Genomic DNA, 23,587 nt, shown 5'->3' on the forward strand with positions numbered 1-23,587 from the left:
GAGGCTCCGTAGCGCGCTCCTAGGATCGAAGAAAGGACACCCCCATGCATCACCTTAGCCCCGAAATGAAAGCTGCATCGACGAATGCCTGCGCTGCTATTCCGAGTGCCTTTCGACCGCGATGGGCCACTGCCTGGAAGTGGGCGGCCGACACACCGAAAAACAACACTTCACGTTGATGATTGCGTGCGCCGAGATCTGCCGGACGTCGGCGCATTTCATGCTCATCGGTTCCAAGCACCACAAGCATACCTGCGGCGAATGCGCGGAGATCTGCAACGAATGTGCGGATGACTGCGAGCGTCTCGGTGACATGCCGGAATGCGTAGAGGCCTGCCGTCGCTGTGCAGAGAGCTGCCGGAAAATGGCCACCTAGTGGTGAAGTCTGACGCTTGGTACCCCCGGTGCAGAATACCCGTTCCGACCTATCGCGAGGCATTGGCCTGCAAATCAGTGCCTCACCGCGCCGACTTTCCGAATATTCTACGGACAATCTCGTCCTCGTTGGCATCAAAGCAGCGGCCGTGGCTGAGAATGACCCGCCGCGGTTGCCACGATCGGAGCTTGCCTATTACTGCCTGTGCCTTGCGCCGCTGCAGGAGAATTGGCAGCCGCATACCGAAGAAGGTCCGCCCGTGGGGATGGTCCATCCGAGTCAGCTTGATCGCCGTGCGCCAGGGTTCATCGATCATGTCCAGTTCGAGATTGATGATCGTGTCTGTGAGGATCAGCGTCTTTGAAGCGTAGTGGAAAAATATGAACTCTTTGAAGTAGCCACCGGGAAACAGCATCTGGTCAATGTCCTGCCGCCACGCCTCAGGCGGCTTGATCTCCAAATCTCGCGTGAACGTCACATCGGCGTGCCGTGCCAGCGCTCTTTGGCGAACTCTGGGTGATGCCCAGGTGATTGCCTCTGGAAAGACCTTCGACCACTCACCGATATGAGCGTAGTGAAACTGGTTGGGTGAAACAAGGTGGCGGATCCTGCCCAAGTTCCGCAACTCTTCGGCCAGCGTCGCAGAGAACTTGATGGGCGAATGAAGGAACAGATCACCGTTCGACAGGCGCACCACCGTCATCCGAGTGGTAAATGGCAGCGGAAGCTTTACTCCGGCTATCGTCAGATACTCAAACGGGCCGTCAACGACGCCGATATCAGGTCCGTGAGGCTTGTAGACGTTGACCGGCTCGTAAAGGGACGCACCCACAGTCCACTCCAACATCAACCGCCGCGCAAGGACAACATAATCTGGTTGGTAGGCAAAACGTCCGGCCTGAAGGGTCCGCTTTCGTTCTCCTGATCGACGACGACTTGCAACATCGGCCGAAGCGCTCGGCACATTGACCGCTGACGCTCCTCAGCCGTGCTGGTGCTCCACTCCTCCGCCGCAGCCGCTCGACAGGTTCCACACCTCGACGAGCTTCTCGCCGCTGAAACGATGCTCGCGGATCAGGAACTTGCCGAGGCCGCCGTAGACGCGCCAGCGCCAGCATTGGCAGCAGCACGGCCCCTTCTCGTCCGAGTTGTCCATCGCATATTGGTAGGCCTTCTGATCATCAGGGGAGAGGGTCAGGTCGAAATAGCTCATCGCCTTTTGCGCTGTGCCTGCTGCAATGTCGTAAGGGTCCGGCGGGATCTCTGGAATGGAGGCGTATTTCTTGAGCGCCTCCACCTGCTCGCCATAACGATGCCTGTCCATGGGCGCGCAGCACGAGCCTTGCAGCCGCGACACAGTCGACATCTTTGCGATAGAATCGGTGAACGCGGGCGAGCAGGTGCTGTTGCCGTGAGTGCTCAGGAAATCGAAGCGCTCGTCGAGGGTCAGCTGCCCGGCAGCCTCGGCGAGCCGGGGCATGAACGAGTTCAGCGCTAAAAAACCCACCGCGATCGAAAAGTCTCTGCGGGATAGGTTGCATCTGCATCCCACGTGCCTGATCATTTTCGTGCTCCTTTCCTCAGCCGATACGGGTGAATATCGGGAAATTCTCCAGCAGCCAGAACGAAAAGACCGACAACTGCCCCGTGATCATGGCGAGTCCCATGGCGACCATGATCCCGCCAGCAGCGAACTGAAGCATCCGGCCCGCTCGGCGCATCGCTTTCAGCCGTCTGGCAAGACCGTCGGTGAACAGGGCGGCGAGCAGGAACGGTATGCCGAGGCCGAGCGAATAAATGGCAAGCAACGCGATACCCTGGCCGACAGTGGCAGATGCTGCGCCGACCGTCAGGATCGCGCCGAGGATAGGTCCAATGCACGGTGTCCAGCCGAAGGCGAAAGCAAGCCCAAGAACATAGGCCGATGCTGCACGTCCGGCCGGCATGTCGGAATGAAACCGCGCCTCGCGCATCATCCAGGACGGACGAAGGAGGCCGGTGAGGAACAGCCCGAACAGGATGACGATCGCGCCGCTGACGAGGTTGAGCTCGACACGGTAGCTGAGAAGCATTTGACCCAGTGCCGTCGCGCTAGCACCGAGGGCAATGAATACCGTCGAGAATCCGAGCACGAAACAGAGGCTCAGACCCATTGCCGGCAAGCTGGGTGCAAACGCGGTGTCGGCCGCCACAACCGCCGGCTTCCGGCCGGCGACATAGGAGACGTACCCCGGCACGAGCGGCAGCACGCAAGGCGACAGGAACGAGAGGATGCCTGCCACGAATGCCGTCAGCACGCCGATGTTGGAAATCTCGAGCACGGGTCAGTGCCTTTCTTTTCTCGGCGACTGCGTCATTTTTCTTTCCTTGCCTGCTCGATGGCTTGCATCAACGTCGCTAGGTCGGTCGCGCCATGCAGAATCTGCTTGCCGGCGACAAATCCCGGCGTGCCGTTGATGTTGAGCGCCTGCGCGAGCTGCAGGTTGCGACCGATCGAAGCCTTGATCTCGGGACTCTCCATGTCGGTCTTTAGGCGCTCGACATCGAGGCCGGCTTCGGCTGCGGCCTTGAGCACGACCGCCTCTGTCACTCTGCTCTTCACCTGATACAGTGCTCTGTGGAATTTCACGTAGCCTCCCTGCCGATGAGTGGCGAGCGCCGCTTTGGCTGCGAAGGTGGAGTCCGGACCGAGGATCGGAAATTCCTTGTAGACGATCCGCAACTCGGGATCCGCGGCCTCGGCCTGCGCCATGATCGGCATCATCTGCCGGCAATACGAACAATTATAGTCGAAGAACTCGACCAAGGTGACGTTTCCCCGAACGTTGCCGCCGACCGGGCTCACCGGGTCTCGCAAGATTTCATCGGCCCGCTCGGCCAGGACGGCGCGTATCTGGTCTTCTTGGGTCTGTCTCTGGCGAGCGTCGTATGCCTGCAATGCCTCTACGACGACTTCGGGATGGGCCAGAAGATAGTCGCGGACACGTTGTTCAAACTCCGCCTGGGGCATGCTGTCGGCGCGGACCGGCGCCTGAAACGCGATGGCACTCAGCAGAAGGGCGAGTGCGAACCAAATGACTCGTGGATGCGTGCCTATGCTTGTCATGAAGCCTCCCCTGTTTCGTGTTGCCGCCAGCTGTGGGCGGATCGGCTTGCTTATGTCGGTCCTAATCACCAATCCCACATCCAGCTCCGCCAGCTCTTCTTCTCGTGACCATGCGGGACGCCGACATCGTTGGTGAGCGCGTTGACGAAAGTGACGAGGTTGACGGGATCGAAGTTGAGACCGTGGAAATTCGCCTTCCATCGGCCGCCTTTGTCGATGGCGTGCGTGACAATGCCGTGCATCTGCAGGCCGTCGTCGGTCTTGCTGAATTTGTGTCCGAAGGCTTCCGCCAGCTTGCGGGTTGTGTCCTCCGGCTGATCCGGGGTCGTGGTCAGGAACAGCCAGTTGGCGGTGTCGATTCCACGCGCGGCAGCATAGTCGCGCAGCATCTCGGGCGTGTCCTTCGAGGGGTCAGTCGTGATCGTCACGAACCTGACCCGGTCCTTCATCGGCGTATCGTTCACCATCGCCTGGATATCAGCGAGCCGCTCGGTATGCAGTGGGCAGACGTCGGGGCAGGACATGTAAATGAAATGCAGCACCAAGACTTTGCCGCGAAGGTCCGAAAGCTGGACGACGCGGCCGTCGGCTGCCTGCAGCCTGAAGTCCGGCGCTGGCTTGTCGATGGCCTGGAAATACTTCTCCTTGTCGCCGAGCATCGCATCGACTTCGTCAAGCGAGTGGGCTCGCGCAGCGGGGGCGATTGTCACGATCAGCGCAAGGGCGGCGACGCACATTGTGACGAGACGCGCCAAACCTCCGGAAGTGGCGGGCCCGCCAGACAAGTCGAGCATCGATTTTGTTTCAATCACGGTTTGGTCGCGGCTCCGTGCGGTCCAATTCATCTGTGCCGACGTGTTCGATCGCCTTTTGCGATACAGCGTCGGTCGAGCATTGGCGGCCGGTCAGCCGGTTCATGCAGAGGCCGAGCGCGCACATCGCGGCGCAAGGCAGGATGCTGAGAAGCAGCGGCGCGACACCGGCAGCCACCAGCCAGCTCCAGCCGAACGCAAGACTGGCGAAGGCGACGGCAGCCAGCACGGCGGGGCCGCGCCAGCCGCGGAGGTAGTAGCGAGCGGCATGAAGAATATCGCGGCCGAGTGAAGCTTCGGACGTCTGGGAGGATTCGGTCGTGGTCATCTCTGGTTCCTTCATTTGGCCGCGATGCGGTCGCGGATGAACGCCACTATCTCGGGGGAATCCCATTCTGCCGGGCCGACGACCCGGCCGACCTCACGTTCTTCACGGTCGATCAGAAGCGTTAGCGGCAGGCCGACGGCGCCGAGGGCGAACATCGCCTTGCTCGACGTGTCGATGTTGAGCGCGAGGTGTTTCACGCCGATCTCCGTGAAGAACTTCCTCACGGCCTCCGGACCCTTCCGATCGACCGACAGCGCGACGACCTCGAAATCCGGTCCGCCGAGTTCAGCCTGCAGCCGGTCGAGGGTCGGCATTTCCTTCCGGCACGGGGCGCACCACGTCGCCCAGATGTTGAGCAGCACGATCTTTCCCGAAAAATCGGCGAGCGTCCTCGGCTGGCCGTCCGCATCCTGGAATGAGATTTCCGGCACTGGCTGCGGCGTGTCATGAATGGCAAAGTTGGCCGGCGGCTCAGTCGCCGATGTTGCCTGTGTTAGAGCAAGCAACGCCCCGACGAAAGCGAGAGCGAGCGTCTTCATGGCTCCAGCTCCTTTGCTTCGGCTCGCAAGCGTTCTACGAGCGGCAGGATGGTATCGGTGAGCGCCTGCTCCGTCACTGCGCCGATGTGCTTGTAGGCGATGTGTCCGTCGGCACTAACCACGAAGGTTTCCGGCACGCCGTAGACGCCCCAGTCGATCGCGACCCGGCCATTCAGGTCTGCGCCGGTCCGCGCGTAGGGATCCCCCATCGTATCGAGCCACCGAGCCGCGTCGTCGGGCCGGTCTTTGTAGTTGAGGCCGTGCAAGGGCACCTTCTTGCTCGCCGCGAGGCGCATGAACACGGGATGTTCTTCCCGGCAGGCGACGCACCAGGAAGCGAAGACGTTTACCAGCGAGACTTCATGACGGAGGTCGCCACTCGACAAGCCAAGGGTGCGGCCCTTGACCGGCGGCAGGCTGAACTCCGGCACAGCCTTGCCGATCAGCGCCGAGGGAATGTCGGTTGCGTTGCGCGTAAGCCCCCACGCGAGCAGGCCTGCAAGTATAGCGAAAAGTGTCACCGGCAAAAGGACGACCAGCCGGCGCGGCAGCATGCGCCGCCTGACTGCGGGCGGACCTGCAGCGGCTCGGATGTCGTTACCGGCGGTCATGGAGCGCTCGGGTGGTTGGTCCGGCGCCCGGTCAGTACGTACCGGGCAAGCGCCGCGATCGCGAGCAGTAGAACCAGCAGGCCGAGCGTGCCGCCGGCCGAAATGAATGCCATGGCAAGCAAGCCGTTGAAACTGCATTCGAGGATGTCGGTTCCCATCGCCATGGCCTCATTCCGTTGAATAGACCGCAGGCGCCTTGCCGTCCTTGGTGATTGCGTAAATCGTGAACGGCTCGGTCTTCCCGCCGACCATGCCCGGAGAGCCCGCCGGCATTCCAGGCAAAGAGATACCAGCGATGTCAGGTCGATCAGAGAGCAGCTTCCTGACGGTTTTCACGGGAACATGCCCGTCGACGACGTAGCCGTCGACAAACGTCGTATGGCAGCCCTGGAAGGTCGCGGGGACGCCCGCCTTGCTACTGATCGAGGCGAGGTCGTTCGTCGGCTTGACCTCGACTTCGAACCCGTTCTTCCTGAGGTAGTCGGCGTAACCTTCGCAGCAGCCGCATTGCGGGTTCTTGTAGAGCGTCGCCTTGAGCGTCTCGTCGGCCTGGGCGAAAGAGAGCCCTGCGACCATCAGCGCGGTCAGGGCAAGGATGCGTAGCATGTTCGTTTCCTTTCTCGGTTCGGATTCCTAGGCAACGCGGAGCACCGTCATCATGCCCGCCGTCTGGTGGTCGGTGATATGGCAGTGGAGCATCCAGTCTCCGGGATTGTCAGCGACGAAGGCGATCTCGACCACATCCTCGGGTGCAAGAAGCATCGTATCCGCCCACTGGTTATGCGGAACGGGAGATCCGTTGCGCGTCAGCACCCGGAAGCTGAAACCGTGCAGGTGGATTGGATGCCACCATGCGGTCCGGTTGCGTATCGTGACGAGGTGGCTCTTCCCGCGCACTAGGTTGAACAGCGGCGCCATGCCCGCGTGACCGTCGCCTGTCATGGACGTGCCGTTGATCGACCAGACGGCCCGCCCCATGCCGGACATCCCGCCCATGCCATGCATCATATCGCCGCCTTCCATCATGCCGCCGCCCATCATGCCGCCCATGCCCATCATGCGGCTCATCATGCCGCCCTCCAGGGTCAGCTCGCGACGTTCGGCAGCCGCCAGGTCGGGTTCCGGCAGGGGATTGGGTGCGAGCCGGATCGGCTCCGGCGTGTTCGTCCGAAGCGGCGGCTCGTCCGAATAAGCGAACCGGGTCAGCTCGTATCCGAGCCCCTGGTAGAAGTCGTCGGTGATCCGATAGCGACGATTTGGTTCGCCTTGCATGTCGAGGAGAAGGTCGGCGCGCATGGCGGGACCGAGCAGCAGGCGGCCATCATCGAGCTGGTGCGGATCGCACGGCTGACCGTCGCGCGCGATGATCACGGGATCATGTCCCTCAAAGCGCAGCGCCATGATGCGTGCCAGTGAGAAATTCAGGAGCCGGAGCCGGAGCCGCTCACCAGCGCGGACGGGCTGATCGGCTGGGATGGTGCCGTTCAGCGTAACCGTGTTGCCGACCCTTCCCGACATTCCGGCTTCCATCATGTTGCCGAAGCCGGGCGCGATCTCGCCCTGTTCATCGATACGCCAGTCCGCGAGAACCCAGAGAACGTCGCGGTCGACGGGAATGTGCTCCGGTTCCTCGACGATCAATGCGCCGGCGAGGCCGCGGCCCAACTGCTCCAGACTGTTGGCGTGCGGATGGTACCAGAAGGTTCCGGCGTCGGGCGGTGTGAACTCGTAGAGGAAGGATTCGCCCGGCTTGATCGGCGGCTGTGTAAGGCCCGGCACGCCGTCCATCGCATTTGGCAGCCTGATACCGTGCCAGTGGACGGTCGTATCCTGGTCGAGGCGGTTCTCGACCAGGAAGCGAACCGCCTCACCCTGGCGAAGGCGGAGTGTCGGGCCGGGAATCCTGCCGTCATATGCCCATACATCAGATGGCGGCTGGTCTGCGCCGGCAAGCTGCGCGCGCGCCGGTTCAGCCGTGAGGCGAATCTCCTTGGGAGCAGCGCCACGCGCTGGCCACGACCGCAGCGGCGCCGCAAGCGCCAGCCCGGCTCCCGCCAGGAGCAGGCTTCGGCGCGATATGGGATGCCTGAAATCGATACTCACGTTCGACCCTTCCGATCATCGTGGATCAGAGAACGCGCCGTCGGCCTTGACTGCCGGGAACACCCGTCCGATCAGGAAGAGTGCAAAGACGCGTTCTTTCGCTCGGCTAAGCTGCGACAGGCAGCAGCCGGAGCGTCAGACGATGTCGGTGGTTCGGGGAGGACCGGGATTGGGAGGCGGCTCTGTGCCATGGAACGACTGATGAAGCGCCGTGAAGGAGATCGGCACTTCACCGATCGCCATGGGCTCTGCCTGCGGAAGTACAGCAAGGACCGGCGTTACGCAGCCGCTGATGCAGATCATGGCCTTGCCGTTGCCGCCGCCCGTCGGCAGACACGCTTTGCAATCGCCATTGTCCATCGCGCCCATGTCGGACGCCATTTTTGCCGCCATGTCGGAAGCCTGGACATAAGACGAAGTGACACCCGCCGTCACAAAGACGGCGAGGAAGAAGACGAAAACCTGTCGAACCGGCCAGTGCCTCATAGCGGACCAAGGATCGCCTTAAACTGTGCCGAAAACAAGTCAGCTTGGGTGCATTGCTACTTCACGTCATCGTCATCGGATGATTGTGGGAATGAAGTCCATCCCGACGCATGTTTGCGGGCTCCCCTGGTTTGGTTGGGTTACTACAAATGGAGTCTGCTATTCTGCCGCGAGCCTGAGCTCGACCGGCTGAGACTGGCTCTCGTGTACGGTCCGCTCCGGCAGGCGCCAGCCCTTCACGAGGCCGTACACCGCGGGGATGACAATCAGAGTTAAAAGCGTCGACGAGATCATGCCGCCGATCATCGGCACGGCGATACGCTGCATTACCTCCGATCCGGTGCCCGTGCTCCAGAGGATTGGCACGAGGCCCGCCATGATGGCGACGACTGTCATCATCTTCGGCCGTACGCGCTCGACCGCACCGTACATGATCGCGGCACGGAGGTCCGACCTGGCGAGCAACCGATTCTGCAATGCGCAATTCGCTTTCGCGGTTGCAAACGCCTGCTCAAGATAGATCAGCATGATGACGCCCGTCTCGGCCGCGACGCCGGCCAGCGCGATGAAGCCGACCGCGACCGCGACAGACATGTTGAAGCCCAGCCACCACATCAGCCAGATGCCGCCGACCAGCGCGAAGGGCAGCGACAGCATGACGATCAGCGTTTCCGTCAATGCCTTGAAATTGAGATAGAGCAACAGGAATATGAGCACGAGCGTCAGCGGCACGACGATTTTCAAGCGTGCTGCGGCCCGTTCGAGATATTCGAACTGGCCGCTCCAGGCGACCGAAAAGCCCTGCGGCATTTCCACTTCCCCGGCGACCGCCCTTTGCGCCTCGGCGACGTAGCCGCCGAGATCCCGCCCGGCGATATCGACGAAGATATAGACCGCGAGTTGGCCGTTCTCGGTCCGGATGGAAGTCGCCCCGCGCGTCAGCTCGACCTTGGCCACTTCGCCAAGCGGGACTGACCCGCCGCCCGGAAGCGCCACCTGGACGTCGCTGGCGATCGAGTGCGGATCGCTGCGCATCGCTCTCGGGTAGCGGACCGCAACCCCGTAGCGCTCGCGGCCCTCGACCGCCGAAGTAACCACCTCAGCCCCTAGTGCCGATGAGATGACATCCTGAACATCAGCGATCGACAGGCCATACCGGCCGAGGGCGACGCGGTCCGGAACGATGTCGAGATAGTAGCCACCGATGACGCGTTCGGCATAAGCGCTCGACGTGCCGGGCACGGCTCGGAGAACGGCCTCAATCTGCCGCGCCACCGTTTCCATTTGGGGAAGGTCGGTCCCGAATACCTTGACACCGACCGGCGTCCGGATGCCGGTCGACAACATGTCGATGCGCGCCCGGATCGGCATGGTCCAGGCGTTCGACACACCTGGGAACTGAAGCGCTGCATCCATCTCGTTTTTCAGGCTTTCGACGGTGACGCCGGGACGCCATTCGGATTTCGGTTTCAGATTGATGATCGTCTCGAACATTTCGGTCGGCGCCGGATCGGTGGCGGTCTGCGCCCTGCCTGCCTTGCCGAATACGGATTCCACTTCCGGAAAGGACTTGATGATCCGGTCCTGCATCTGCATCAGCTCCGCGGCCTTGGTGACCGACAGGCCAGGAAGTGTGGTCGGCATGTACATCAGCGTGCCTTCGTCGAGATTCGGCATGAACTCGCTGCCGATCTGCCGGGCCGGCCAGTAGGTTGCCGCCAGCGCGGCGATCGCCAACAGGATCGTCAGGGTCTTTGCCTTCAAAACGCCCGCTATCAGCGGCCGGTAGAGCCAGATTAGAAAGCGGTTGATCGGATTGCGGCGCTCGGGAACGATTCTGCCGCGCACGAAGATGACCATCAACGCTGGCACGAGCGTCACTGACAGGAGCGCGGCAGCAGCCATGGCGAAGGTCTTGGTGAACGCCAGCGGCCCGAACAGGCGTCCTTCCTGTGCTTCAAGCGTGAAGATCGGCAGGAACGAGACGGTGATGATCAAAAGGCTGAAGAACAGCGCCGGCCCGACCTCGCTTGCGGCCTCGGTCAGGATCTCGATTCGGGGTTTTCCCGGCGGCGCCCGTTCGAGGTGTTTATGGGCGTTCTCGATCATGACGATCGCCGCATCGATCATGGCGCCGATGGCGATCGCGATGCCGCCGAGGCTCATGATGTTCGAGCCGAGGCCGAGAAGTTTCATGGCGGCGAACGCCATCAGGATGCCGACCGGCAGCATGATGATCGCGACAAGCGCACTTCGCACATGCAACAGGAAGACAATCGTGACCAGCGCCACGACGATGCTTTCTTCGACCAGCGTCGATTTGAGGGTCTCGATCGCTGATTCGATCAGCTTCGAGCGATCATAGACGGGGATGATCTCGGTGCCTTCCGGGAGGCTGCCGGAGATCTCCGCGATCTTTTCCTTGGCATTTTCTATGACGGTCAAAGCGTTCGCGCCAAACCGCTGCAGTACGATGCCGCTCGCGACTTCCCCCTCCCCGTTCAACTCGGCGATGCCACGCCGCTCGTCGGGAACGATCTCGACGCGAGCCACATCGCCGAGCCGCAACGGGACGCCGCGCTCGGTCTTCAAGACGATGTTCTCAATATCGGCCACGCCTTTCAGGTAGCCGCGGCCGCGCACCATGAATTCGAATTCCGACAACTCGACCGTGCGGCCGCCGACATCCATGTTGCTGGCCTTCACCGCGTCGCTGATCTCCCCAATCGTGATGCCTTGTGCTTTCAATCGCGATGGATCGACGACAATCGAATATTGCTTGACGAAGCCGCCGACGCTGGCGACCTCGGCGACGCCCTCGGCCTTGGATACGGCGAAGCGAACCACCCAGTCCTGCAGCGACCGCAGTTCGGCGAGCGACAGTTCCTTGGCGACGACGGCGTACTGGTAGACCCAGCCGACGCCGGTGGCATCCGGACCGAGGCTCGGCGTCACCCCTTCGGGCAGTCGCGTTGCCGCTGCACTGAGATATTCAAGGACACGGCTGCGCGCCCAATAGGGATCCGTGCCGTCGTCGAAGATCACGTAGACGAAGGACACCCCGAAGAACGAAAAGCCGCGCACCACTTTCGACCGGGGAACGGTCAACATGGAGGTCGTCAGCGGATAGGTGACTTGGTCTTCCACGACCTGCGGTGCCTGGCCCGGATAATCGGTCAGCACGATCACCTGAACGTCTGAGAGATCCGGGATCGCGTCGAGGGGCAGCGTTCGCAGCGCGTAGACGCCGGCCCCCACTGTCAATGCGGTCGCGACGAAGATCAGAACGAGATTGCGCGCCGACCAGGCTATGAGCTTGGCGATCATGGCTTCGTCTCCGCCGGCGTCAGTGCGCTCAGCGCGGCTTTGAGATTGCTTTCTGCGTCGATCAGGAAGTTGGCGGAAGTCACTACTTGCTCGCCTTCCTCGACGCCTTTGCGGATTTCGGTCACCCCTTGGCCGCGCATGCCGACCTTGACTTCTCGCGGCTCGAAGCTGCCCTCCCCCTTGTTGATGATGACGACCTGGCGTTCGCCGGTATCGATGACCGCGCTGTCGGGAACTGTGACAACCGGCTCGCCCGCGCCTGCTGCGATTTCCACGTCCGCGTACATGTCGGCGAGCAGGAAACGGTCGGCATTGGGTACTTCGATGCGAACGCGCGTCGTCCGGGTCTGCGTATCAACCTGCGGGTAAATCAGCCCGACCTTACCGTTGAGGACCATACCGGGCTTGCTGCGGATGCGGATCGTCGCCTCGGCGCCGACACGGATCGAGCCCAGTTCATACTCCGGAACGTCCGCCACCACCCAGACGGTGGAGATGTCGGCGATGCGGAACAAGGCCTCCCCGGGCTCCGCCTTCATGCCGTCGACCGCCATGCGCTCCAGCACCACGCCGCCGCGAGGCGCCGTCATGGTTACCGTAATCGGCACCTTGCGGGTTTTCCTGATTTCGGCAACCGCTTCGGCGGGAACACCCAGGTTCTCCAGCCGCTGCAGACTGCCGCTGGCTGCTGCGCCGCCCGGGCCGTTGTTCAAATCCGTGGCATACTGCGCGCCGGCGGCGGCAATTTCCGGCGAATAAAACCGGACAAGCGGCTGGCCTTGGGCAATGACTTCGCCCGTGGTCACCTGCGCGACCTCTTCCACGAAGGCTTCGGTCCGTGTCGAAACGACACTGATCCGCCGCTCGTCGAGCTGAACGGTTCCAGGCACGCGCACCGGGCGAACGACAACGCTGCGTGTCGCCGCCCCGGTCTTGACCCCTGTTCGCTGCAGCTTGCCTGTCGAGACCTTGACTGTCGAGCCGTCGTCTTCCTCGCCTTCGTAGACGGGAATGTAATCCATCCCCATGGAGTCCTTCTTCGGGACGGGCGAGGTATCGGGCAGGCCCATGGGATTGCGGTAGTAGCGAATGCGCTTTTCCCCCGCGGAGTTGACCGCCTCTGCGGGCGCTGTTGCAGCGGTTGGCCCAAAGCTCACGTCCTCGCTCGCATGGACGGCTTTGAAATCGCGGCCATCTTCCGTCCGCCGTGAGTTCGCCGAATAGACCGGCTCACCATCGGGATGCCGGAAGTAGATAACCGGCCCCGCAGCTTTGGGTGGAGCAGGACGTTCCTGCGACCAAGCCGCGATGAATGATTCCAGGCTGGGCGCCGCGTAGCCGCGGAGCCCAGCCCAATATCCTCCAGTCCCTGCCGCCGCGAGGGCGATAAGGAAGAAGGATGCCGTGGCAATCCGCTTCATGGCACGGCCTTGAAGACGAGCTTGCTTTCGACCGTGTCCGGTTCGCCCTGGATCTTGGCCGCGACCGAGAACTGCCAGCCGCCCGGCATCATCAAGTTGGTCTTGAAGCGATAGACGCCGGGCTGGTCCGAAGGTATCGCCTCGATCGACGTCGTCATCGCCTCCATGCCGTCCGGCGCCATGTCCATGCGCGTGGCGAAGATGACGGCGTCGGCTACCGGACCGCCGGTTTTCTTGTCGACGAGCCGTACGGCCACCGTGGCGCTTTCGCTTTGCTTGACCTCGGTCTCGATGAGTTCGAACGCGTAGTCGGCGCTGCCGGCTTTCGCGGGCCCGAAAGCGGTCGCGACAATGATTGCGGCCAGCGCTCCGGCAAGGGCGCGCCAATTGAGCTGAATTCCCATGATTTCCAATTTCCTTTTGTTGCCGGAACGTTGCCGGCGCATGCCATCTCGTGGCGAAAAGCCACACCTCATCTCCGCGCGAACCTCGCACGGCATGGGCGGCGTCAAGGCGCCGCAGACGATGGCTCAGGCTTTTGGAGGTCTGGGATGGGGCTCGTGGTGAAGCGAAGCGCCGGGAGAATATCCATGCGGCGGGATCTTGCTTCCGATGATCGGAGGAATGGCCAATGAATCGTCGACGGACGCCACCGTGGAGGTGAATACCGTCATGCACAGCGCGACCAGCGGACAGTCCTTGTCACAATCCGGCAGCGCTGGCGGACTATCCGGACAGGGCATGCCCTCCGCCATTTCCATTACCACCGGTGCCGCCGTTGCTGGGCCGGCCATGAAAGACGCGAACGGCCCGAGCAGGAGCCCGAGAACCGCAAAAAACACCAGCAGTCGATCGATGGGTGGCAGCAGGATCATCATGGAAAGTCTGCCATAACGCGCTCCGATTGAAAAGGCGCTCACCAAAATGTCACAGCTTCGCGATCGACAGGGGCCTGTCCGATACCAACGATCTTGAGCAACTGCTGCAGTAGCGTGATGCGCTAATGCTGCCTTCAGGGGCAAAGCCTCGGATGATCGGGCATTCCGGCATAATTTCGCTGGAGCCTTGTGCAGCTATCCAGGTCGAGACGCTTTCAAACTTCTTACCGATGCCGAGCTAAGAGCCCGACTTCGATTTCACTCCTCGCGGCAGAACCGTGAGCTGAATGACATCGGAAATCGCAGGGTAGGTAAATCCGTCGTCTGCCGCTCGAACCACCCCACGCTCATCGGGGCCCGTATTGGGTCCGGCTTGCCTCTGGGCCTGGTTTGGTCCTGCTCCCGGGGCTTCGTCCTTTTCCGTTCCAGCGTCCCACAGAACTACCTTCGACGTTAGATCGCCGGCTATAGGATCCTGACCCTCAAACAGGTCGATGTCATTGGAATCTGTCGCGACGAATTTGTCATTCGACTGGACGAACATCGAGGCAAATACGAAGCGGTCACCCGGCTGGGCTTTGACCGTCAGAGGCAGCCCAGGGGCGAACATATCAGCGGTCACGACACCATCCATGTACTTGATGGCGGCCAGCAGTGCCGCTGCATCGCCATCTTCGGCGAGACTTTCCAGGGAGTGACCTGCCGCTTCATTCGGTGTGAAAAGTTTCGCGTCGCCTCTGACCACGGCATAGAGCCCGGGCGCGATAGGTGCGGAGGTCGCTTTGCCATCTGGCAGCGCAAGCGTAGTGGCGCCACTCACATTTCTGATCGTGATCGAGAAGGCTGTCGCATCGGCGGCCTGCACTTTGGTCGCAGATGCAATCGCCCCGGTCGCGACCGCCAGTGTCATCAAAGTAGTGACTTTCAATAATTCGCACATGTTTCTTATCCCTTTGCAGCCCGGACGACCCCGTTGGTTGTGCTGGATAGTTACTGCGTCGGGATTGGCCCTTCCAATATTTACTGGGCATGGTTTTGATGGCCTGAATGCATCAGCGCGGAAAATGGCGCCCGTGCGGTTCCGGTATTGACCCCGGTCGGATCACATCTCGGTTCCCAAGTCCTCGAAGCGGCAGTTGTCTACCGTCCGTTTCGTGGTGCCGTCGAAGGGGGAGACGCACGTGTCCGCCCCGCTCCTTCGCGCATGTCGGGCTGAGGCGCTCAATCTTGACCCACGCGGTCTGGTGGCCTGCAGGTGTTGCTCGTGCCTGTGGCGGTGTCGCTACAAGCTACGCGCATCAACCGATACGGATGGCGCAAGCAGCATGAGCAGCGTGCGCTGTCGCAGCACATGCAGCAGATGCAGCATTTCCTGGTCGGTCTCGTCCGGGCGAGCGCTGTCCGTCGCTGACCAAGACAGCGGTGGGCGTTATGAAGCCACCCAAATCGCTCGAGAGTTTCGGTCTCTGATCCCGCTCGATGGCTGGAGCGCGGGTATTCCGAATATGTCGGCCGTCGATCTATCCGCCGAGATGCGGCTCCGCTAGTGCGGCACAGGAGGTGGCATAACCGAGGCACTGCGCCATAATAGGTTGATGCTCAGAAACACCGGCCAAGAGCCTGATCTTGGGAAGCAATGAGCACCTGACATGAATGAACGAAACAGCGCCGCGATCAACGGTGCCTTAATGGCAATCGGCGCTCTGGGCATTGTTGATAATATCGTGTTCCATTGGATCCTCCGGCTACATCGAGCGGTCCCTGGTCAATCGGCTTTGTTCATCGAGGTGATGCTGGTGATAGTGAGCATAGGGCTTCTTGCTGTTGGAATTCGGCGGGAAATGCGAGAACGCCAGTAGTTTCCTCCGGCACCGGCGAGGCGCAGGTATGGGATGCCAATAGGGTGATTTCGCAAGGGTTGTAGACCGCAACCCATTGGGTCCGAGTGATCGGCCGAACATCTCACCCCCACTCTCGGCCTGACGATGGACATAGTTGAGCATTCACACGAAGGCTTGCCCCGTGCCCATCCACGTTGGGAGCAGGGGCAGGGCACGGCTCGAAACAGCCACGCCCATGATAGCGTGCGCCGAGATCTGTCGGACATCGGCGCATTTCATGCTCATCGGTTCCGAGCACCACAAGCATACCTGTGGCGAATGCGCAGAGATCTGCAGCGAATGTGCGGAGGACTGCGAGCGCCTCGGCGACATGCAGGAATGCGTCGATGCCTGCCGTCGCTGTGCAGAAAGCTGCTGGAAAATGGCGGCCTAGAAGCATAGTCGTCCGAGGGTGCGAGGTTCGGCCCCGCGTCCTCGTTTCCGCGGTTGTCATCTGAAGAACCGGAACTTGTTCTCAAAGAAAATCCGGCCCTTCTGAATGCCTCGGGACCCGCTGCCGGACAGAGAATCGATTCGGATATTTGTGCAAAAGATGGTAGTCAGTTGATCCTCGGGAGGAGGAAATGCGCGCCATTGGGTTTGTTGCCGGCGTGTTGGTGGCTACGCCGTCGATGACGGGGGAGCAACTGATCTTTTACACTGCCAATTTTCCCGATGCGACGTCGGTCCAGCTCAGCGTGCAGAGCAATAGCGTCTCACAAGATAGCGACTATGACTTTGACGTGGCTATTGGCTTGGCCGAGACGGACGTAAGCGGCGCTATCAGGTATGAAGACACGGGAAAGCATCGTGCGCGTGTTCGCTGTAATTATCCCGCATATGTGAGTGTGGGCGTGCGGAAATATCCCATGGCTCTTCCTCTCAACCGCTCCGGACACGATGATTGGAAAGAAAGCCTCTGGATGACAATTTGCGCGGTCCCCTCGTCATGATATCCGTGACGTGAGGTCACCGGATCATCCGATCTCCAACCAATCATAGCGGCTTATGCCCTTGATGCTGCCGATTAGGTTCTGACCTGACCGTCGCCGTAACAGGCCGCACACTTCGCGGCGCATCGTTCGGCCGTGAAGCGTTCCGGTCGGGATCCTGTGGTTGGTAACTTTGTATCCTTGACGCCTGCATCGGCAGCAGATGGACGTCGACGGTTTCAGATCGGCCCGGGACGGTTGCAGCCCTCAGCGTTTGCCACTCAGGCGTCCTCAAATGCCGCGGCAGTTTGCAGGCGAGTTCGTCCGAGATGACGATGCGGGCATCCGTCAGCTTACACATGGCCTGAAGCCGTGCGGCCAGATTCACTGAATCGCCAATTACTGTGTACTCACTATGCAGTTCTCCGGGTATGACGCCTCCGATCACGTGGCCGAAGTGAACGCCAACCCCGAAAGTTAGGGGATCCCCGCCGTCGCGCATCCTTTTCTCGCTCCATAGCTCGAGAAAGTTGGACAACTCGACCGCGCATTCGAAGGCCCGGAGCGCGGCGGTCGGGAGTGGCAAAGGAAACCCGAACACAGCCATGACGCCATCGCCGATGAATTTATCCACGATCCCGTCACATCCCGATACGGCTTGCGTCACCCGCCGCCTATATTCGGTGAGGAGGATGGCAATCTCCTCAAGCGGCATCGTCTCGGCGAGTCCGGTGAAGCCTCGGATATCGACGAACAGTATTGCCGCCTCCTGACGGCGAAGGCCGAGATGTGCACCCCCCGTCGCCAGGCGCTCGGCCGTCTCGGGAGCAAAGAAGCGGGCCAAGTTCGCCCGCTCGCTCGAACTTGCGACCGCTTCTTGCACCAGCCGCTGGATGTCGAGTACCAAAACGATCTGGATCGCCGCGACGACGGTGAAAGCCGCAAGGCGAACTACCGCCGCCTGAACTTCCTCCCAAGAGACGCGGAAAATGGCCTCAAAACCGTCCTCCCAAACCGGCAACAAGGCGACGGCCAAGGAACCGAGAATGACAAGGATTGCAAAGGCGGCAACCGGCCCTGCGCGCATGCGCATGCTTGCGTGTGAAAGAAGCACGAACGCGATCACGAGGCTTGGCGTTGCCAGTGCATCGACCAAAGGGGAGGTGGGGTCAAGAAGATGCTCGGCGGTCAGATAGATGACAAGGGACGCGTCTACCGCGACATAGACCCAATTCAGCCACGGGCGGAACAACCTCGTTATCACCAGGCCCACAGCTACAAAGGTAATCGCGGCGTAGGCGCTCAGCAGGGTAACGTGAATCTCGTGATTAACGATGTCCGGTTCGAGCGCGACAGAGAGCGCGAACACGAACAAGGCCACGAAACGCCAGAGCGCGGTGCGTAGTTCGTTGCGCTGTTCGACCTCCGAAATAAGGCCGCCGATCTCGGTTCGAGCGCGATTGCTAGATGTCATCGGTATTCAGCTCGACTTCTCAATAGGTGAACCCATCGGCGCGGACCGCGTCCTTGGCTTCGGGGCCACAAACATTGGCCTCCAAATGGGCAGCAGGGATCATCGACCGTCCCAACAGACGATCGTGACGCAGTTTGATTTCGCGGGATTTATCGGAGCATGTCCCGTCTGAAGCGCATCTCGCGGCCAAGCTGCGAACTGATGATACGGCCCAGCACGTTCCGAATGCTTTCCGAAAGGCGAAAAGCACTTGTCCTCGGCTCCGACAGTGCGTCACCCGACGGCCCAAAATGGATCTTAGCAGCCACGGGCGGCGCTGGCCGACATTTCCGACGGCCCGCTACCGCACCTCGCCTACTTGATTTCCGTGACCGTAATGCGCCCGTTCACACGGTCCGCGACGAACTCTATCGCTTGACCTTCCTTGACTTTGTCGAGCATCGCATCATCGGCGACCACGAAAACCATTGTCATCGCCGGCATGCCGAGGTTCGTGAGTTCTTCGTGCTTGATCGTGATCTTCTTCTGTTTCGTGTCGACCTTGGTGACCTCGCCCTTGGTATATTCGGCAGCCAGGGTCGCGGTAGCAAATGCGAGCGCGATGGTCGCGGCGGCGGTGATTTTCACGAACGATTTCATTTCAGATATCCTTCTGTTTGCTCAGAGTTGACGAGAAATCAGGGAGCGACGACCTTGATGTCGCCCTTCATGCCTGACTCGTAGTGTCCGGGAATAAGGCAAGCGAACGCGAAATCGCCAGCGTTGGCGAACGTCCAGATGATCTCGCCAGACGCGCCCGGGGCAAGTCGGATCGAGTTCGGATCGGCATGTTCCATCTCTGGGAACTTCTCCATTACCGCCTTGTGTTCCATGACCGCGGCGTACTGATCCATGACGAACTCATGATCTCCTTCGCCCTTATTCACGAACTTTAGGCGGATCGTCTCGCCCTTCTTGACTTTCAACAGGGCTGGTTCAAAAACCATTGCCCCGTCGTCCTTTTCCGTCATGGTTATGTTAACCGTCCGTTTTGCTTGTGCTTTCTTGCCGGGCGTTCCGATTTCCATTGACGCGGCCTCACCGTGGCCGCCACTGTGATTTCCCCCGGCTAAAGCCGCGCCGGGAACGACTGCCATCATCATGGCCGCGATCATCATTCGTTTCATGCTGGTCTTTCTCTGTTTGTTGGGGTTTGAGACGGTGGGCATTTCATCCCTGTTTTCCGTGGCTGCCGTGCGCTGCCGGAGCCATCGTTTTTGCGTCACCTGACTTTGCGGCGGCGGGAACGTCACCCGTCCACTCATAAGCAACGGTTCCTTCCGGATGCTGGTACCAGCCGGGATCGGCGTAATCGTTCGCGGACAGGCCCTCGCGGACCTTCACGACCGAGAACATGCCGCCCATCTCGATCGCGCCGAACTGTCCCCATCCCGTCATCATCGGGATGGTGTTGTCGGGAAGCGGCATCTCCATCTCGCCCATATCGGCCATGCCGCGGTCACCCATGGCCATGTATTCCGGCTGGACCCGGCGGATCTTGTCGGTGACTTTCGAGTTGTCGACGCCGATGAAGGTGGGCACGTCGTGGCCCATCGCGTTCATTGTATGGTGCGATTTGTGGCAATGGATCGCCCAGTCGCCCTCATATTTGGCTTCGAACTCGTACGCCCGCATGGCGCCGACCGGAATGTCGATCGACACCTCCGGCCACCGCGCCTCCGGACGGACCCAGCCGCCATCAGTGCAGGTCACCTCGAAGTCGTAGCCATGCATGTGGATCGGATGGTTGGTCATCGTCAGGTTGCCCACCCGAACCCTGACGCGGTCGTTCTTTGCCACCGGAAGATGACTGATCCCCGGAAAGACGCGGCTGTTCCAGCCCCAGAGATTGAAATCCGTCATCTCCATGATGCGCGGGACGTATGACCCCGGTTCGATGTCGAAGGCGTTCAGCAGGAACACGAAATCGCGGTCCACGCGCATGAATTTCGGGTCTTTGGGATGAATGACGAAGAAGCCCATCATGCCCATGGCCATCTGGACCATTTCGTCGGCGTGCGGGTGGTACATGAAGGTCCCGCTCTTCACGAGGTCGAACTCGTAGACGAAGGTTTTGCCAGACGGGATTCCAGGCTGGGTCAGTCCTGTCACGCCATCCATGCCGTTTGGCAGGATCATGCCGTGCCAATGGATGGTGGTGTGCTCGGGGAGCTTGTTGGTCACGAAGATGCGGACCCGGTCGCCCTCGACCGCCTCGATCGTCGGACCGGGGGATTGACCGTTGTAGCCCCACAGATACGCAGTCGAGCCGGGCGCCAGCTCCCGTTCGACGGGCTCGGCGACGAGATGGAATTCTTTCACGCCGTTGTTGATGCGATGCGGAAGGGTCCAGCCGTTGAGCGTCACCACCGGCTGGTAGTCCGGCCCGCTCGTCGGAAAGATCGGCGGCTGCATGTCCGGGGATTCCATGATCGGAGCCTCCGGCAAGCCCATCGCCGAAGTCTTGGTCCATGCCGTAGCGCCGGCGAGCAGGGCTCCCGCGCCTAGTAACTGACGTCTTGAAAGCATCTATTGTTCTCCTTGGGTTCAGTGGCCTTCGGCGCCGGCCTCGGCTACGGCCGGGGCGTCGCCGCCACCGGCGCCCGATGCGCCTCCACCGTAGACGGCGGTTCCGAGATTGACGTCGGCGAGCCAGAAATTGCGCTTGGCGTTGAGGGAAAGCATGATCGAACTGATTTTCGCGCGGGTGTCTGCCAGAAGCTCGAACGTGTTGGTGATCATGCCGCTATAGGTGAGGACGGACTCTTCCTCGATTTTAGTTCGAAGAGGCACGACACTGTTGCGATAGTGCCGGGCAATGTCATAGGTCGAACGATATCCGTCATAGGCCGACCGCGCCTCGGAGCGGACGTTCACCGCTTTTTCCGCCAGCCGATTGGCAGCCTGCATGTAGGCGAGTTCAGCCTTGCGCATGCGCGCCTTGCCCGTATCGAAGATAGGGATGACGAACTCCAGCTCGAGGATGGGGGAGGTGCTCGTCTCGGTTCCGCCTTCTTCCGCCTCCTCGCGTTCCACTTCCACCCCAGTAAGAAGTTCCAGGTCGGTGACGTAGCGCGTCGCCTCGGTCAGACCGTAGGATTTCGCCAGCGCCTCCAGCTCGAGTTTCGCGATCTCAAGGTCGATGCGATTTCTTAGCGCCTCCGCCTCGATCGCGCGTTTGGCTTTGGCGCCTTTCGGTAAGGCTGGAAGCATGTTGGGGACTGAGTAATCGACGTCCGGTCCCCATAGACCCATCAGCCGGGTGAGCTGTTCCTTGGCAGTCCGGGCAGCGAGCCGCGCCTCCGCCGCCTGACCGGTGATCTCGGCATAGAAGACGTGTTCGCGGGCTTGGCCGGTCTTTGTGAAGGCGCCCGTTTCTCCAAGTTTTTGAGCGAGTTCGGAGGCAGCGTCGGCGGCGGCTTGGGCCTTATTCAAATAGGAGACGCTCTCCCAGGCCGAGACAGCATTGATCCAGGCCCGCCGCGTGTCCGCGGCCAGCCGTATCGTTTCTTCGGCGGCGCGAAGCTGCGCCTGACGGAAACGTGCATCCGCGACTGCGACGCGCCGCTTGTGGGTCGCCAGAGCAAGGATGTTGTTGACCACCGCTCCCTCAATCGTCCGCACAGGATCGACGCCGATCAAGCCGACCGAGATCGTCGGATTGACGAGCATCGTTTCCTGCCACATGTCGGCCGCCGACAGGCCGATCTCCGCATAGGCGGCCTGGAGGCCCTTGTTGTTGAGCAAGGCGACCTGCACCGCGGTGTCCGGGCCGATCGTCTTCTTCTGGACGAGGCGCTTCACGCGCTCTGAAACCGTCCGCGCTTCCTCGCTGGATTGCACCCAGACGGTTTTCTTGCCGGTCACGGATTCGGCACGTGCCGCGACCGTCGTGAAGCCGGCCATGGGATCGGAAATACCGTCAAGGGCGCCGGTGGTGGTGCATCCCGCCGTAATCAGGGGCATGGCTGCGACCGTAGCCATGGTCAGGAACCGCCGCTTCATGATCCGGCTCCTGGGTTCGCAGGGGAGCGTTCTTGATTGAGACGCCGCCAATTCTGCGGATCCACTGGCTCCCGGTGGCGATAGTCGACGACGGCCGGATGGTAGTGCGTATCACGGACGCCCATCGCGGGATCGGCCGGATTGAAGGTGGGAAGGATGTCCGGCGGCGTGGTTGCCGCACATCCTGCAACTAACAGCGATGCGAGCATCGCGAAGCTTGCGATTTTCATTGTAGACCTGAAGCTTGACGTATGCGTTTGGCCGCGCGGGAACGGATTCCCGACGCTGCGCGCGAACGCCCCGAAAGGGCGCGTCAGTTCAGATGTTTGGGAGGCCTTATGAGCGCTGTGTATTCGCCGAGCGGCAAAGTGACGGCAACGACGGGCGCAAAGCAGCGGGAGACAACATGCTCCAAGTCAGGGCAATCGACCGGCACCGCATTTGCCGGCGCGCAATGGACTTCACAGCTCTTGTCGGCGGATTGCTTGGCGCCGTGATGATGCTCAGACGTACCCGCGTCGTCCGCCGTGGCGCCGTGATCGCCCATATCGTGTGCGGGTGTCTCGGCCTGGAGATCCGCCCCGGCGTGAAAGCCCGTGGCATTGGCTGTGGCGAACAGACCAGGCTGAAGAGCCGACATGACCAGGAACACGACCGCCAGCATTGCTCGGAGCGGTACGTTTTCTAGGATCGCAATTCGACCAAGAGTCGTCATCGCACCCTTCCGACAATTGTTCGTCTGATTTGTCAAGGTCGCCGCGGCCGCTTTGTTGCAGTGCAACCAAAAGTGAACGCAACTGCCTGCTGCGATGTCCGCGATTTCGGTTTTACGTCAGGCTCAGCACCGCCCCGGCGACGACCAGATAACGCGAAACCTTCGCGACGGCGACGATTGCGACAAAGCTCCATAGCGGCTCGCGCAAAAGCCCAGCGACCACGGTTAGCGGATCGCCGATGAACGGCATCCAGCTTAACAAGAGCGACCATCTACCATAACGGCGATACCAGTTCGTGGCGCGGTTGAGCGTCGCGGGACGCAGGGGAAACCAAAGCTTGTCCTGGAAGCGCTCGATCCCTCGACCAAGACCCCAGTTCACCGCCGAGCCCAGGACGTTGCCTATGCTGGCGACAACAACCAGCATTGCGGGCGAGAAGGAATGTGTAGCGAGGAGCCCTGCAAGGGCGGCCTCCGACTGCGCCGGAAGGATGGTGGCTGCGGCGAAGGCAGCAAGAAACAGGCCGCCGTATACGGCAAACACATCCATCTATG

The 23,587-nt window shown here is 61.1% G+C and carries 28 protein-coding genes and 2 pseudogenes; 5 read left to right on the plus strand and 25 right to left on the minus strand.

All coding sequences use genetic code 11. The features are described 5' to 3' along the window. Nucleotides 1-44 precede the first annotated feature (44 nt). Nucleotides 45-376, plus strand: a pseudogene (locus AC0L3L_RS11095) (four-helix bundle copper-binding protein). An 82-nt stretch (nt 377-458) separates the two neighbouring features. Here the strand turns inward: AC0L3L_RS11095 and AC0L3L_RS11100 are convergent. From AC0L3L_RS11100 to AC0L3L_RS11180, 17 genes are all read right to left on the minus strand, one after another. Continuing rightward, nucleotides 459-1,208 (minus strand): DUF4336 domain-containing protein, encoded by a 750-nt coding sequence (locus tag AC0L3L_RS11100; RefSeq protein WP_473637578.1) that lies wholly within the window; start codon nt 1,206-1,208, stop codon nt 459-461. Between the two features lie 150 nt (nt 1,209-1,358). Continuing rightward, nucleotides 1,359-1,940 (minus strand): hypothetical protein, encoded by a 582-nt coding sequence (locus tag AC0L3L_RS11105; protein ID WP_473637579.1) that lies wholly within the window; start codon nt 1,938-1,940, stop codon nt 1,359-1,361. Nucleotides 1,941-1,956: 16 nt separating this feature from the next. After that, on the minus strand, nt 1,957-2,697 hold the full coding sequence (locus AC0L3L_RS11110; RefSeq protein ID WP_473637580.1) for a cytochrome c biogenesis CcdA family protein: 741 nt from the start codon (nt 2,695-2,697) through the stop codon (nt 1,957-1,959). Nucleotides 2,698-2,729: 32 nt separating this feature from the next. Further along, nucleotides 2,730-3,482 (minus strand): DsbA family protein, encoded by a 753-nt coding sequence (locus tag AC0L3L_RS11115; RefSeq protein WP_473637581.1) that lies wholly within the window; start codon nt 3,480-3,482, stop codon nt 2,730-2,732. A 65-nt stretch (nt 3,483-3,547) separates the two neighbouring features. Continuing rightward, nucleotides 3,548-4,294, minus strand: a complete 747-nt coding sequence (locus AC0L3L_RS11120; protein WP_473637582.1) for an SCO family protein — start codon at nt 4,292-4,294, stop codon at nt 3,548-3,550. Beyond that, entirely contained in the window at nt 4,287-4,622 is a 336-nt protein-coding gene (locus tag AC0L3L_RS11125) for a hypothetical protein (protein WP_473637583.1), read from the minus strand. The genes AC0L3L_RS11120 and AC0L3L_RS11125 overlap by 8 nt, the downstream gene beginning before the upstream one ends. An 11-nt stretch (nt 4,623-4,633) precedes the next feature. Continuing rightward, on the minus strand, nt 4,634-5,161 hold the full coding sequence (locus AC0L3L_RS11130) for a TlpA family protein disulfide reductase (RefSeq protein ID WP_473637584.1): 528 nt from the start codon (nt 5,159-5,161) through the stop codon (nt 4,634-4,636). Further along, entirely contained in the window at nt 5,158-5,772 is a 615-nt protein-coding gene (locus tag AC0L3L_RS11135; protein WP_473637585.1) for a DsbE family thiol:disulfide interchange protein, read from the minus strand. Before AC0L3L_RS11135 ends, AC0L3L_RS11130 begins: the two co-directional genes overlap by 4 nt. Then, the gene (locus tag AC0L3L_RS11140) at nt 5,769-5,936 is read right to left on the minus strand and encodes a hypothetical protein (RefSeq protein WP_473637586.1); all 168 of its coding nucleotides are present in this window, start codon (nt 5,934-5,936) and stop codon (nt 5,769-5,771) included. Before AC0L3L_RS11140 ends, AC0L3L_RS11135 begins: the two co-directional genes overlap by 4 nt. A 4-nt stretch (nt 5,937-5,940) precedes the next feature. Next, nucleotides 5,941-6,378 (minus strand): DUF411 domain-containing protein, encoded by a 438-nt coding sequence (locus tag AC0L3L_RS11145; protein WP_473637587.1) that lies wholly within the window; start codon nt 6,376-6,378, stop codon nt 5,941-5,943. Between the two features lie 27 nt (nt 6,379-6,405). Further along, nucleotides 6,406-7,875 carry a multicopper oxidase family protein gene (locus AC0L3L_RS11150; RefSeq protein ID WP_473637588.1) on the minus strand — a complete coding sequence of 490 codons (1,470 nt, stop codon included), beginning with the start codon at nt 7,873-7,875 and terminating at the stop codon, nt 6,406-6,408. A gap of 135 nt (nt 7,876-8,010) precedes the next feature. Then, complete coding sequence (locus AC0L3L_RS11155) at nt 8,011-8,361, minus strand: hypothetical protein (RefSeq protein WP_473637589.1); 351 nt, start codon at nt 8,359-8,361, stop codon at nt 8,011-8,013. 159 nt (nt 8,362-8,520) lie between these two features. Continuing rightward, nucleotides 8,521-11,688 carry an efflux RND transporter permease subunit gene (locus AC0L3L_RS11160; protein WP_473637590.1) on the minus strand — a complete coding sequence of 1,056 codons (3,168 nt, stop codon included), beginning with the start codon at nt 11,686-11,688 and terminating at the stop codon, nt 8,521-8,523. Next, nucleotides 11,685-13,109 (minus strand): efflux RND transporter periplasmic adaptor subunit, encoded by a 1,425-nt coding sequence (locus AC0L3L_RS11165; protein WP_473637591.1) that lies wholly within the window; start codon nt 13,107-13,109, stop codon nt 11,685-11,687. Before AC0L3L_RS11165 ends, AC0L3L_RS11160 begins: the two co-directional genes overlap by 4 nt. Continuing rightward, on the minus strand, nt 13,106-13,513 hold the full coding sequence (locus tag AC0L3L_RS11170) for a FixH family protein (RefSeq protein WP_473637592.1): 408 nt from the start codon (nt 13,511-13,513) through the stop codon (nt 13,106-13,108). The genes AC0L3L_RS11165 and AC0L3L_RS11170 overlap by 4 nt, the downstream gene beginning before the upstream one ends. A gap of 126 nt (nt 13,514-13,639) precedes the next feature. Further along, the gene (locus tag AC0L3L_RS11175) at nt 13,640-13,987 is read right to left on the minus strand and encodes a hypothetical protein (RefSeq protein WP_473637593.1); all 348 of its coding nucleotides are present in this window, start codon (nt 13,985-13,987) and stop codon (nt 13,640-13,642) included. A 238-nt stretch (nt 13,988-14,225) separates the two neighbouring features. Beyond that, complete coding sequence (locus tag AC0L3L_RS11180; protein ID WP_473637594.1) at nt 14,226-14,927, minus strand: spondin domain-containing protein; 702 nt, start codon at nt 14,925-14,927, stop codon at nt 14,226-14,228. A 315-nt stretch (nt 14,928-15,242) separates the two neighbouring features. Between AC0L3L_RS11180 and AC0L3L_RS11185 the strand changes: the two genes are divergently transcribed. The 4 genes and pseudogenes from AC0L3L_RS11185 to AC0L3L_RS11200 all read left to right on the plus strand — a co-directional run bounded on the left by AC0L3L_RS11185 (nt 15,243) and on the right by AC0L3L_RS11200 (nt 16,820). Continuing rightward, the gene (locus AC0L3L_RS11185; protein WP_473637595.1) at nt 15,243-15,398 is read left to right on the plus strand and encodes a hypothetical protein; all 156 of its coding nucleotides are present in this window, start codon (nt 15,243-15,245) and stop codon (nt 15,396-15,398) included. 238 nt (nt 15,399-15,636) lie between these two features. Then, the gene (locus tag AC0L3L_RS11190; protein WP_292178089.1) at nt 15,637-15,846 is read left to right on the plus strand and encodes a DUF2243 domain-containing protein; all 210 of its coding nucleotides are present in this window, start codon (nt 15,637-15,639) and stop codon (nt 15,844-15,846) included. A 217-nt stretch (nt 15,847-16,063) separates the two neighbouring features. Beyond that, a pseudogene (locus AC0L3L_RS11195) lies at nt 16,064-16,261 on the plus strand (four-helix bundle copper-binding protein); the annotation flags it as partial. 190 nt (nt 16,262-16,451) lie between these two features. Beyond that, nucleotides 16,452-16,820, plus strand: a complete 369-nt coding sequence (locus AC0L3L_RS11200) for a hypothetical protein (RefSeq protein WP_473637596.1) — start codon at nt 16,452-16,454, stop codon at nt 16,818-16,820. A 43-nt stretch (nt 16,821-16,863) separates the two neighbouring features. Here the strand turns inward: AC0L3L_RS11200 and AC0L3L_RS11205 are convergent, their stop codons facing one another. The 8 genes from AC0L3L_RS11205 to AC0L3L_RS11240 form a co-directional block, all read right to left on the minus strand. Continuing rightward, on the minus strand, nt 16,864-18,273 hold the full coding sequence (locus tag AC0L3L_RS11205) for an adenylate/guanylate cyclase domain-containing protein (RefSeq protein WP_473637597.1): 1,410 nt from the start codon (nt 18,271-18,273) through the stop codon (nt 16,864-16,866). 354 nt (nt 18,274-18,627) lie between these two features. Beyond that, nucleotides 18,628-18,912, minus strand: a complete 285-nt coding sequence (locus tag AC0L3L_RS11210) for a copper-binding protein (RefSeq protein WP_473637598.1) — start codon at nt 18,910-18,912, stop codon at nt 18,628-18,630. Between the two features lie 38 nt (nt 18,913-18,950). Beyond that, complete coding sequence (locus AC0L3L_RS11215; RefSeq protein WP_473488347.1) at nt 18,951-19,439, minus strand: cupredoxin domain-containing protein; 489 nt, start codon at nt 19,437-19,439, stop codon at nt 18,951-18,953. A gap of 43 nt (nt 19,440-19,482) precedes the next feature. Next, the gene (locus tag AC0L3L_RS11220; RefSeq protein ID WP_473637599.1) at nt 19,483-20,841 is read right to left on the minus strand and encodes a multicopper oxidase family protein; all 1,359 of its coding nucleotides are present in this window, start codon (nt 20,839-20,841) and stop codon (nt 19,483-19,485) included. A gap of 18 nt (nt 20,842-20,859) precedes the next feature. Beyond that, complete coding sequence (locus AC0L3L_RS11225) at nt 20,860-22,317, minus strand: TolC family protein (RefSeq protein WP_473637600.1); 1,458 nt, start codon at nt 22,315-22,317, stop codon at nt 20,860-20,862. After that, nucleotides 22,314-22,547 carry a hypothetical protein gene (locus AC0L3L_RS11230; protein ID WP_473637601.1) on the minus strand — a complete coding sequence of 78 codons (234 nt, stop codon included), beginning with the start codon at nt 22,545-22,547 and terminating at the stop codon, nt 22,314-22,316. The genes AC0L3L_RS11225 and AC0L3L_RS11230 overlap by 4 nt, the downstream gene beginning before the upstream one ends. Nucleotides 22,548-22,630: 83 nt before the next feature. Continuing rightward, the gene (locus AC0L3L_RS11235; RefSeq protein ID WP_473637602.1) at nt 22,631-22,981 is read right to left on the minus strand and encodes a hypothetical protein; all 351 of its coding nucleotides are present in this window, start codon (nt 22,979-22,981) and stop codon (nt 22,631-22,633) included. 163 nt (nt 22,982-23,144) lie between these two features. Further along, on the minus strand, nt 23,145-23,582 hold the full coding sequence (locus tag AC0L3L_RS11240) for a YqaA family protein (protein WP_473637603.1): 438 nt from the start codon (nt 23,580-23,582) through the stop codon (nt 23,145-23,147). Between the last annotated feature and the right edge of the window lie 5 nt (nt 23,583-23,587).

The organism is Mesorhizobium sp. WSM4849, assembly GCF_055811385.1.

Coding starts and splice junctions, on each gene's coding strand:
- AC0L3L_RS11200 (WP_473637596.1), top strand. CDS start 16,452: ATGCGCGCCATTGGGTTTGTTGCCGGCGTGTTGGTGGCTACGCCGTCG.
- AC0L3L_RS11205 (WP_473637597.1), bottom strand. CDS start 18,273: ATGACATCTAGCAATCGCGCTCGAACCGAGATCGGCGGCCTTATTTCG.
- AC0L3L_RS11210 (WP_473637598.1), bottom strand. CDS start 18,912: ATGAAATCGTTCGTGAAAATCACCGCCGCCGCGACCATCGCGCTCGCA.
- AC0L3L_RS11145 (WP_473637587.1), bottom strand. CDS start 6,378: ATGCTACGCATCCTTGCCCTGACCGCGCTGATGGTCGCAGGGCTCTCT.
- AC0L3L_RS11165 (WP_473637591.1), bottom strand. CDS start 13,109: ATGAAGCGGATTGCCACGGCATCCTTCTTCCTTATCGCCCTCGCGGCG.
- AC0L3L_RS11170 (WP_473637592.1), bottom strand. CDS start 13,513: ATGGGAATTCAGCTCAATTGGCGCGCCCTTGCCGGAGCGCTGGCCGCA.
- AC0L3L_RS11240 (WP_473637603.1), bottom strand. CDS start 23,582: ATGGATGTGTTTGCCGTATACGGCGGCCTGTTTCTTGCTGCCTTCGCC.
- AC0L3L_RS11220 (WP_473637599.1), bottom strand. CDS start 20,841: ATGCTTTCAAGACGTCAGTTACTAGGCGCGGGAGCCCTGCTCGCCGGC.
- AC0L3L_RS11190 (WP_292178089.1), top strand. CDS start 15,637: ATGAATGAACGAAACAGCGCCGCGATCAACGGTGCCTTAATGGCAATC.
- AC0L3L_RS11115 (WP_473637581.1), bottom strand. CDS start 3,482: ATGACAAGCATAGGCACGCATCCACGAGTCATTTGGTTCGCACTCGCC.
- AC0L3L_RS11160 (WP_473637590.1), bottom strand. CDS start 11,688: ATGATCGCCAAGCTCATAGCCTGGTCGGCGCGCAATCTCGTTCTGATC.
- AC0L3L_RS11135 (WP_473637585.1), bottom strand. CDS start 5,772: ATGACCGCCGGTAACGACATCCGAGCCGCTGCAGGTCCGCCCGCAGTC.
- AC0L3L_RS11230 (WP_473637601.1), bottom strand. CDS start 22,547: ATGAAAATCGCAAGCTTCGCGATGCTCGCATCGCTGTTAGTTGCAGGA.
- AC0L3L_RS11235 (WP_473637602.1), bottom strand. CDS start 22,981: ATGCTGGCGGTCGTGTTCCTGGTCATGTCGGCTCTTCAGCCTGGTCTG.
- AC0L3L_RS11175 (WP_473637593.1), bottom strand. CDS start 13,987: ATGATGATCCTGCTGCCACCCATCGATCGACTGCTGGTGTTTTTTGCG.
- AC0L3L_RS11225 (WP_473637600.1), bottom strand. CDS start 22,317: ATGAAGCGGCGGTTCCTGACCATGGCTACGGTCGCAGCCATGCCCCTG.
- AC0L3L_RS11105 (WP_473637579.1), bottom strand. CDS start 1,940: ATGATCAGGCACGTGGGATGCAGATGCAACCTATCCCGCAGAGACTTT.
- AC0L3L_RS11130 (WP_473637584.1), bottom strand. CDS start 5,161: ATGAAGACGCTCGCTCTCGCTTTCGTCGGGGCGTTGCTTGCTCTAACA.
- AC0L3L_RS11140 (WP_473637586.1), bottom strand. CDS start 5,936: ATGGCGATGGGAACCGACATCCTCGAATGCAGTTTCAACGGCTTGCTT.
- AC0L3L_RS11155 (WP_473637589.1), bottom strand. CDS start 8,361: ATGAGGCACTGGCCGGTTCGACAGGTTTTCGTCTTCTTCCTCGCCGTC.
- AC0L3L_RS11215 (WP_473488347.1), bottom strand. CDS start 19,439: ATGAAACGAATGATGATCGCGGCCATGATGATGGCAGTCGTTCCCGGC.
- AC0L3L_RS11125 (WP_473637583.1), bottom strand. CDS start 4,622: ATGACCACGACCGAATCCTCCCAGACGTCCGAAGCTTCACTCGGCCGC.
- AC0L3L_RS11180 (WP_473637594.1), bottom strand. CDS start 14,927: ATGTGCGAATTATTGAAAGTCACTACTTTGATGACACTGGCGGTCGCG.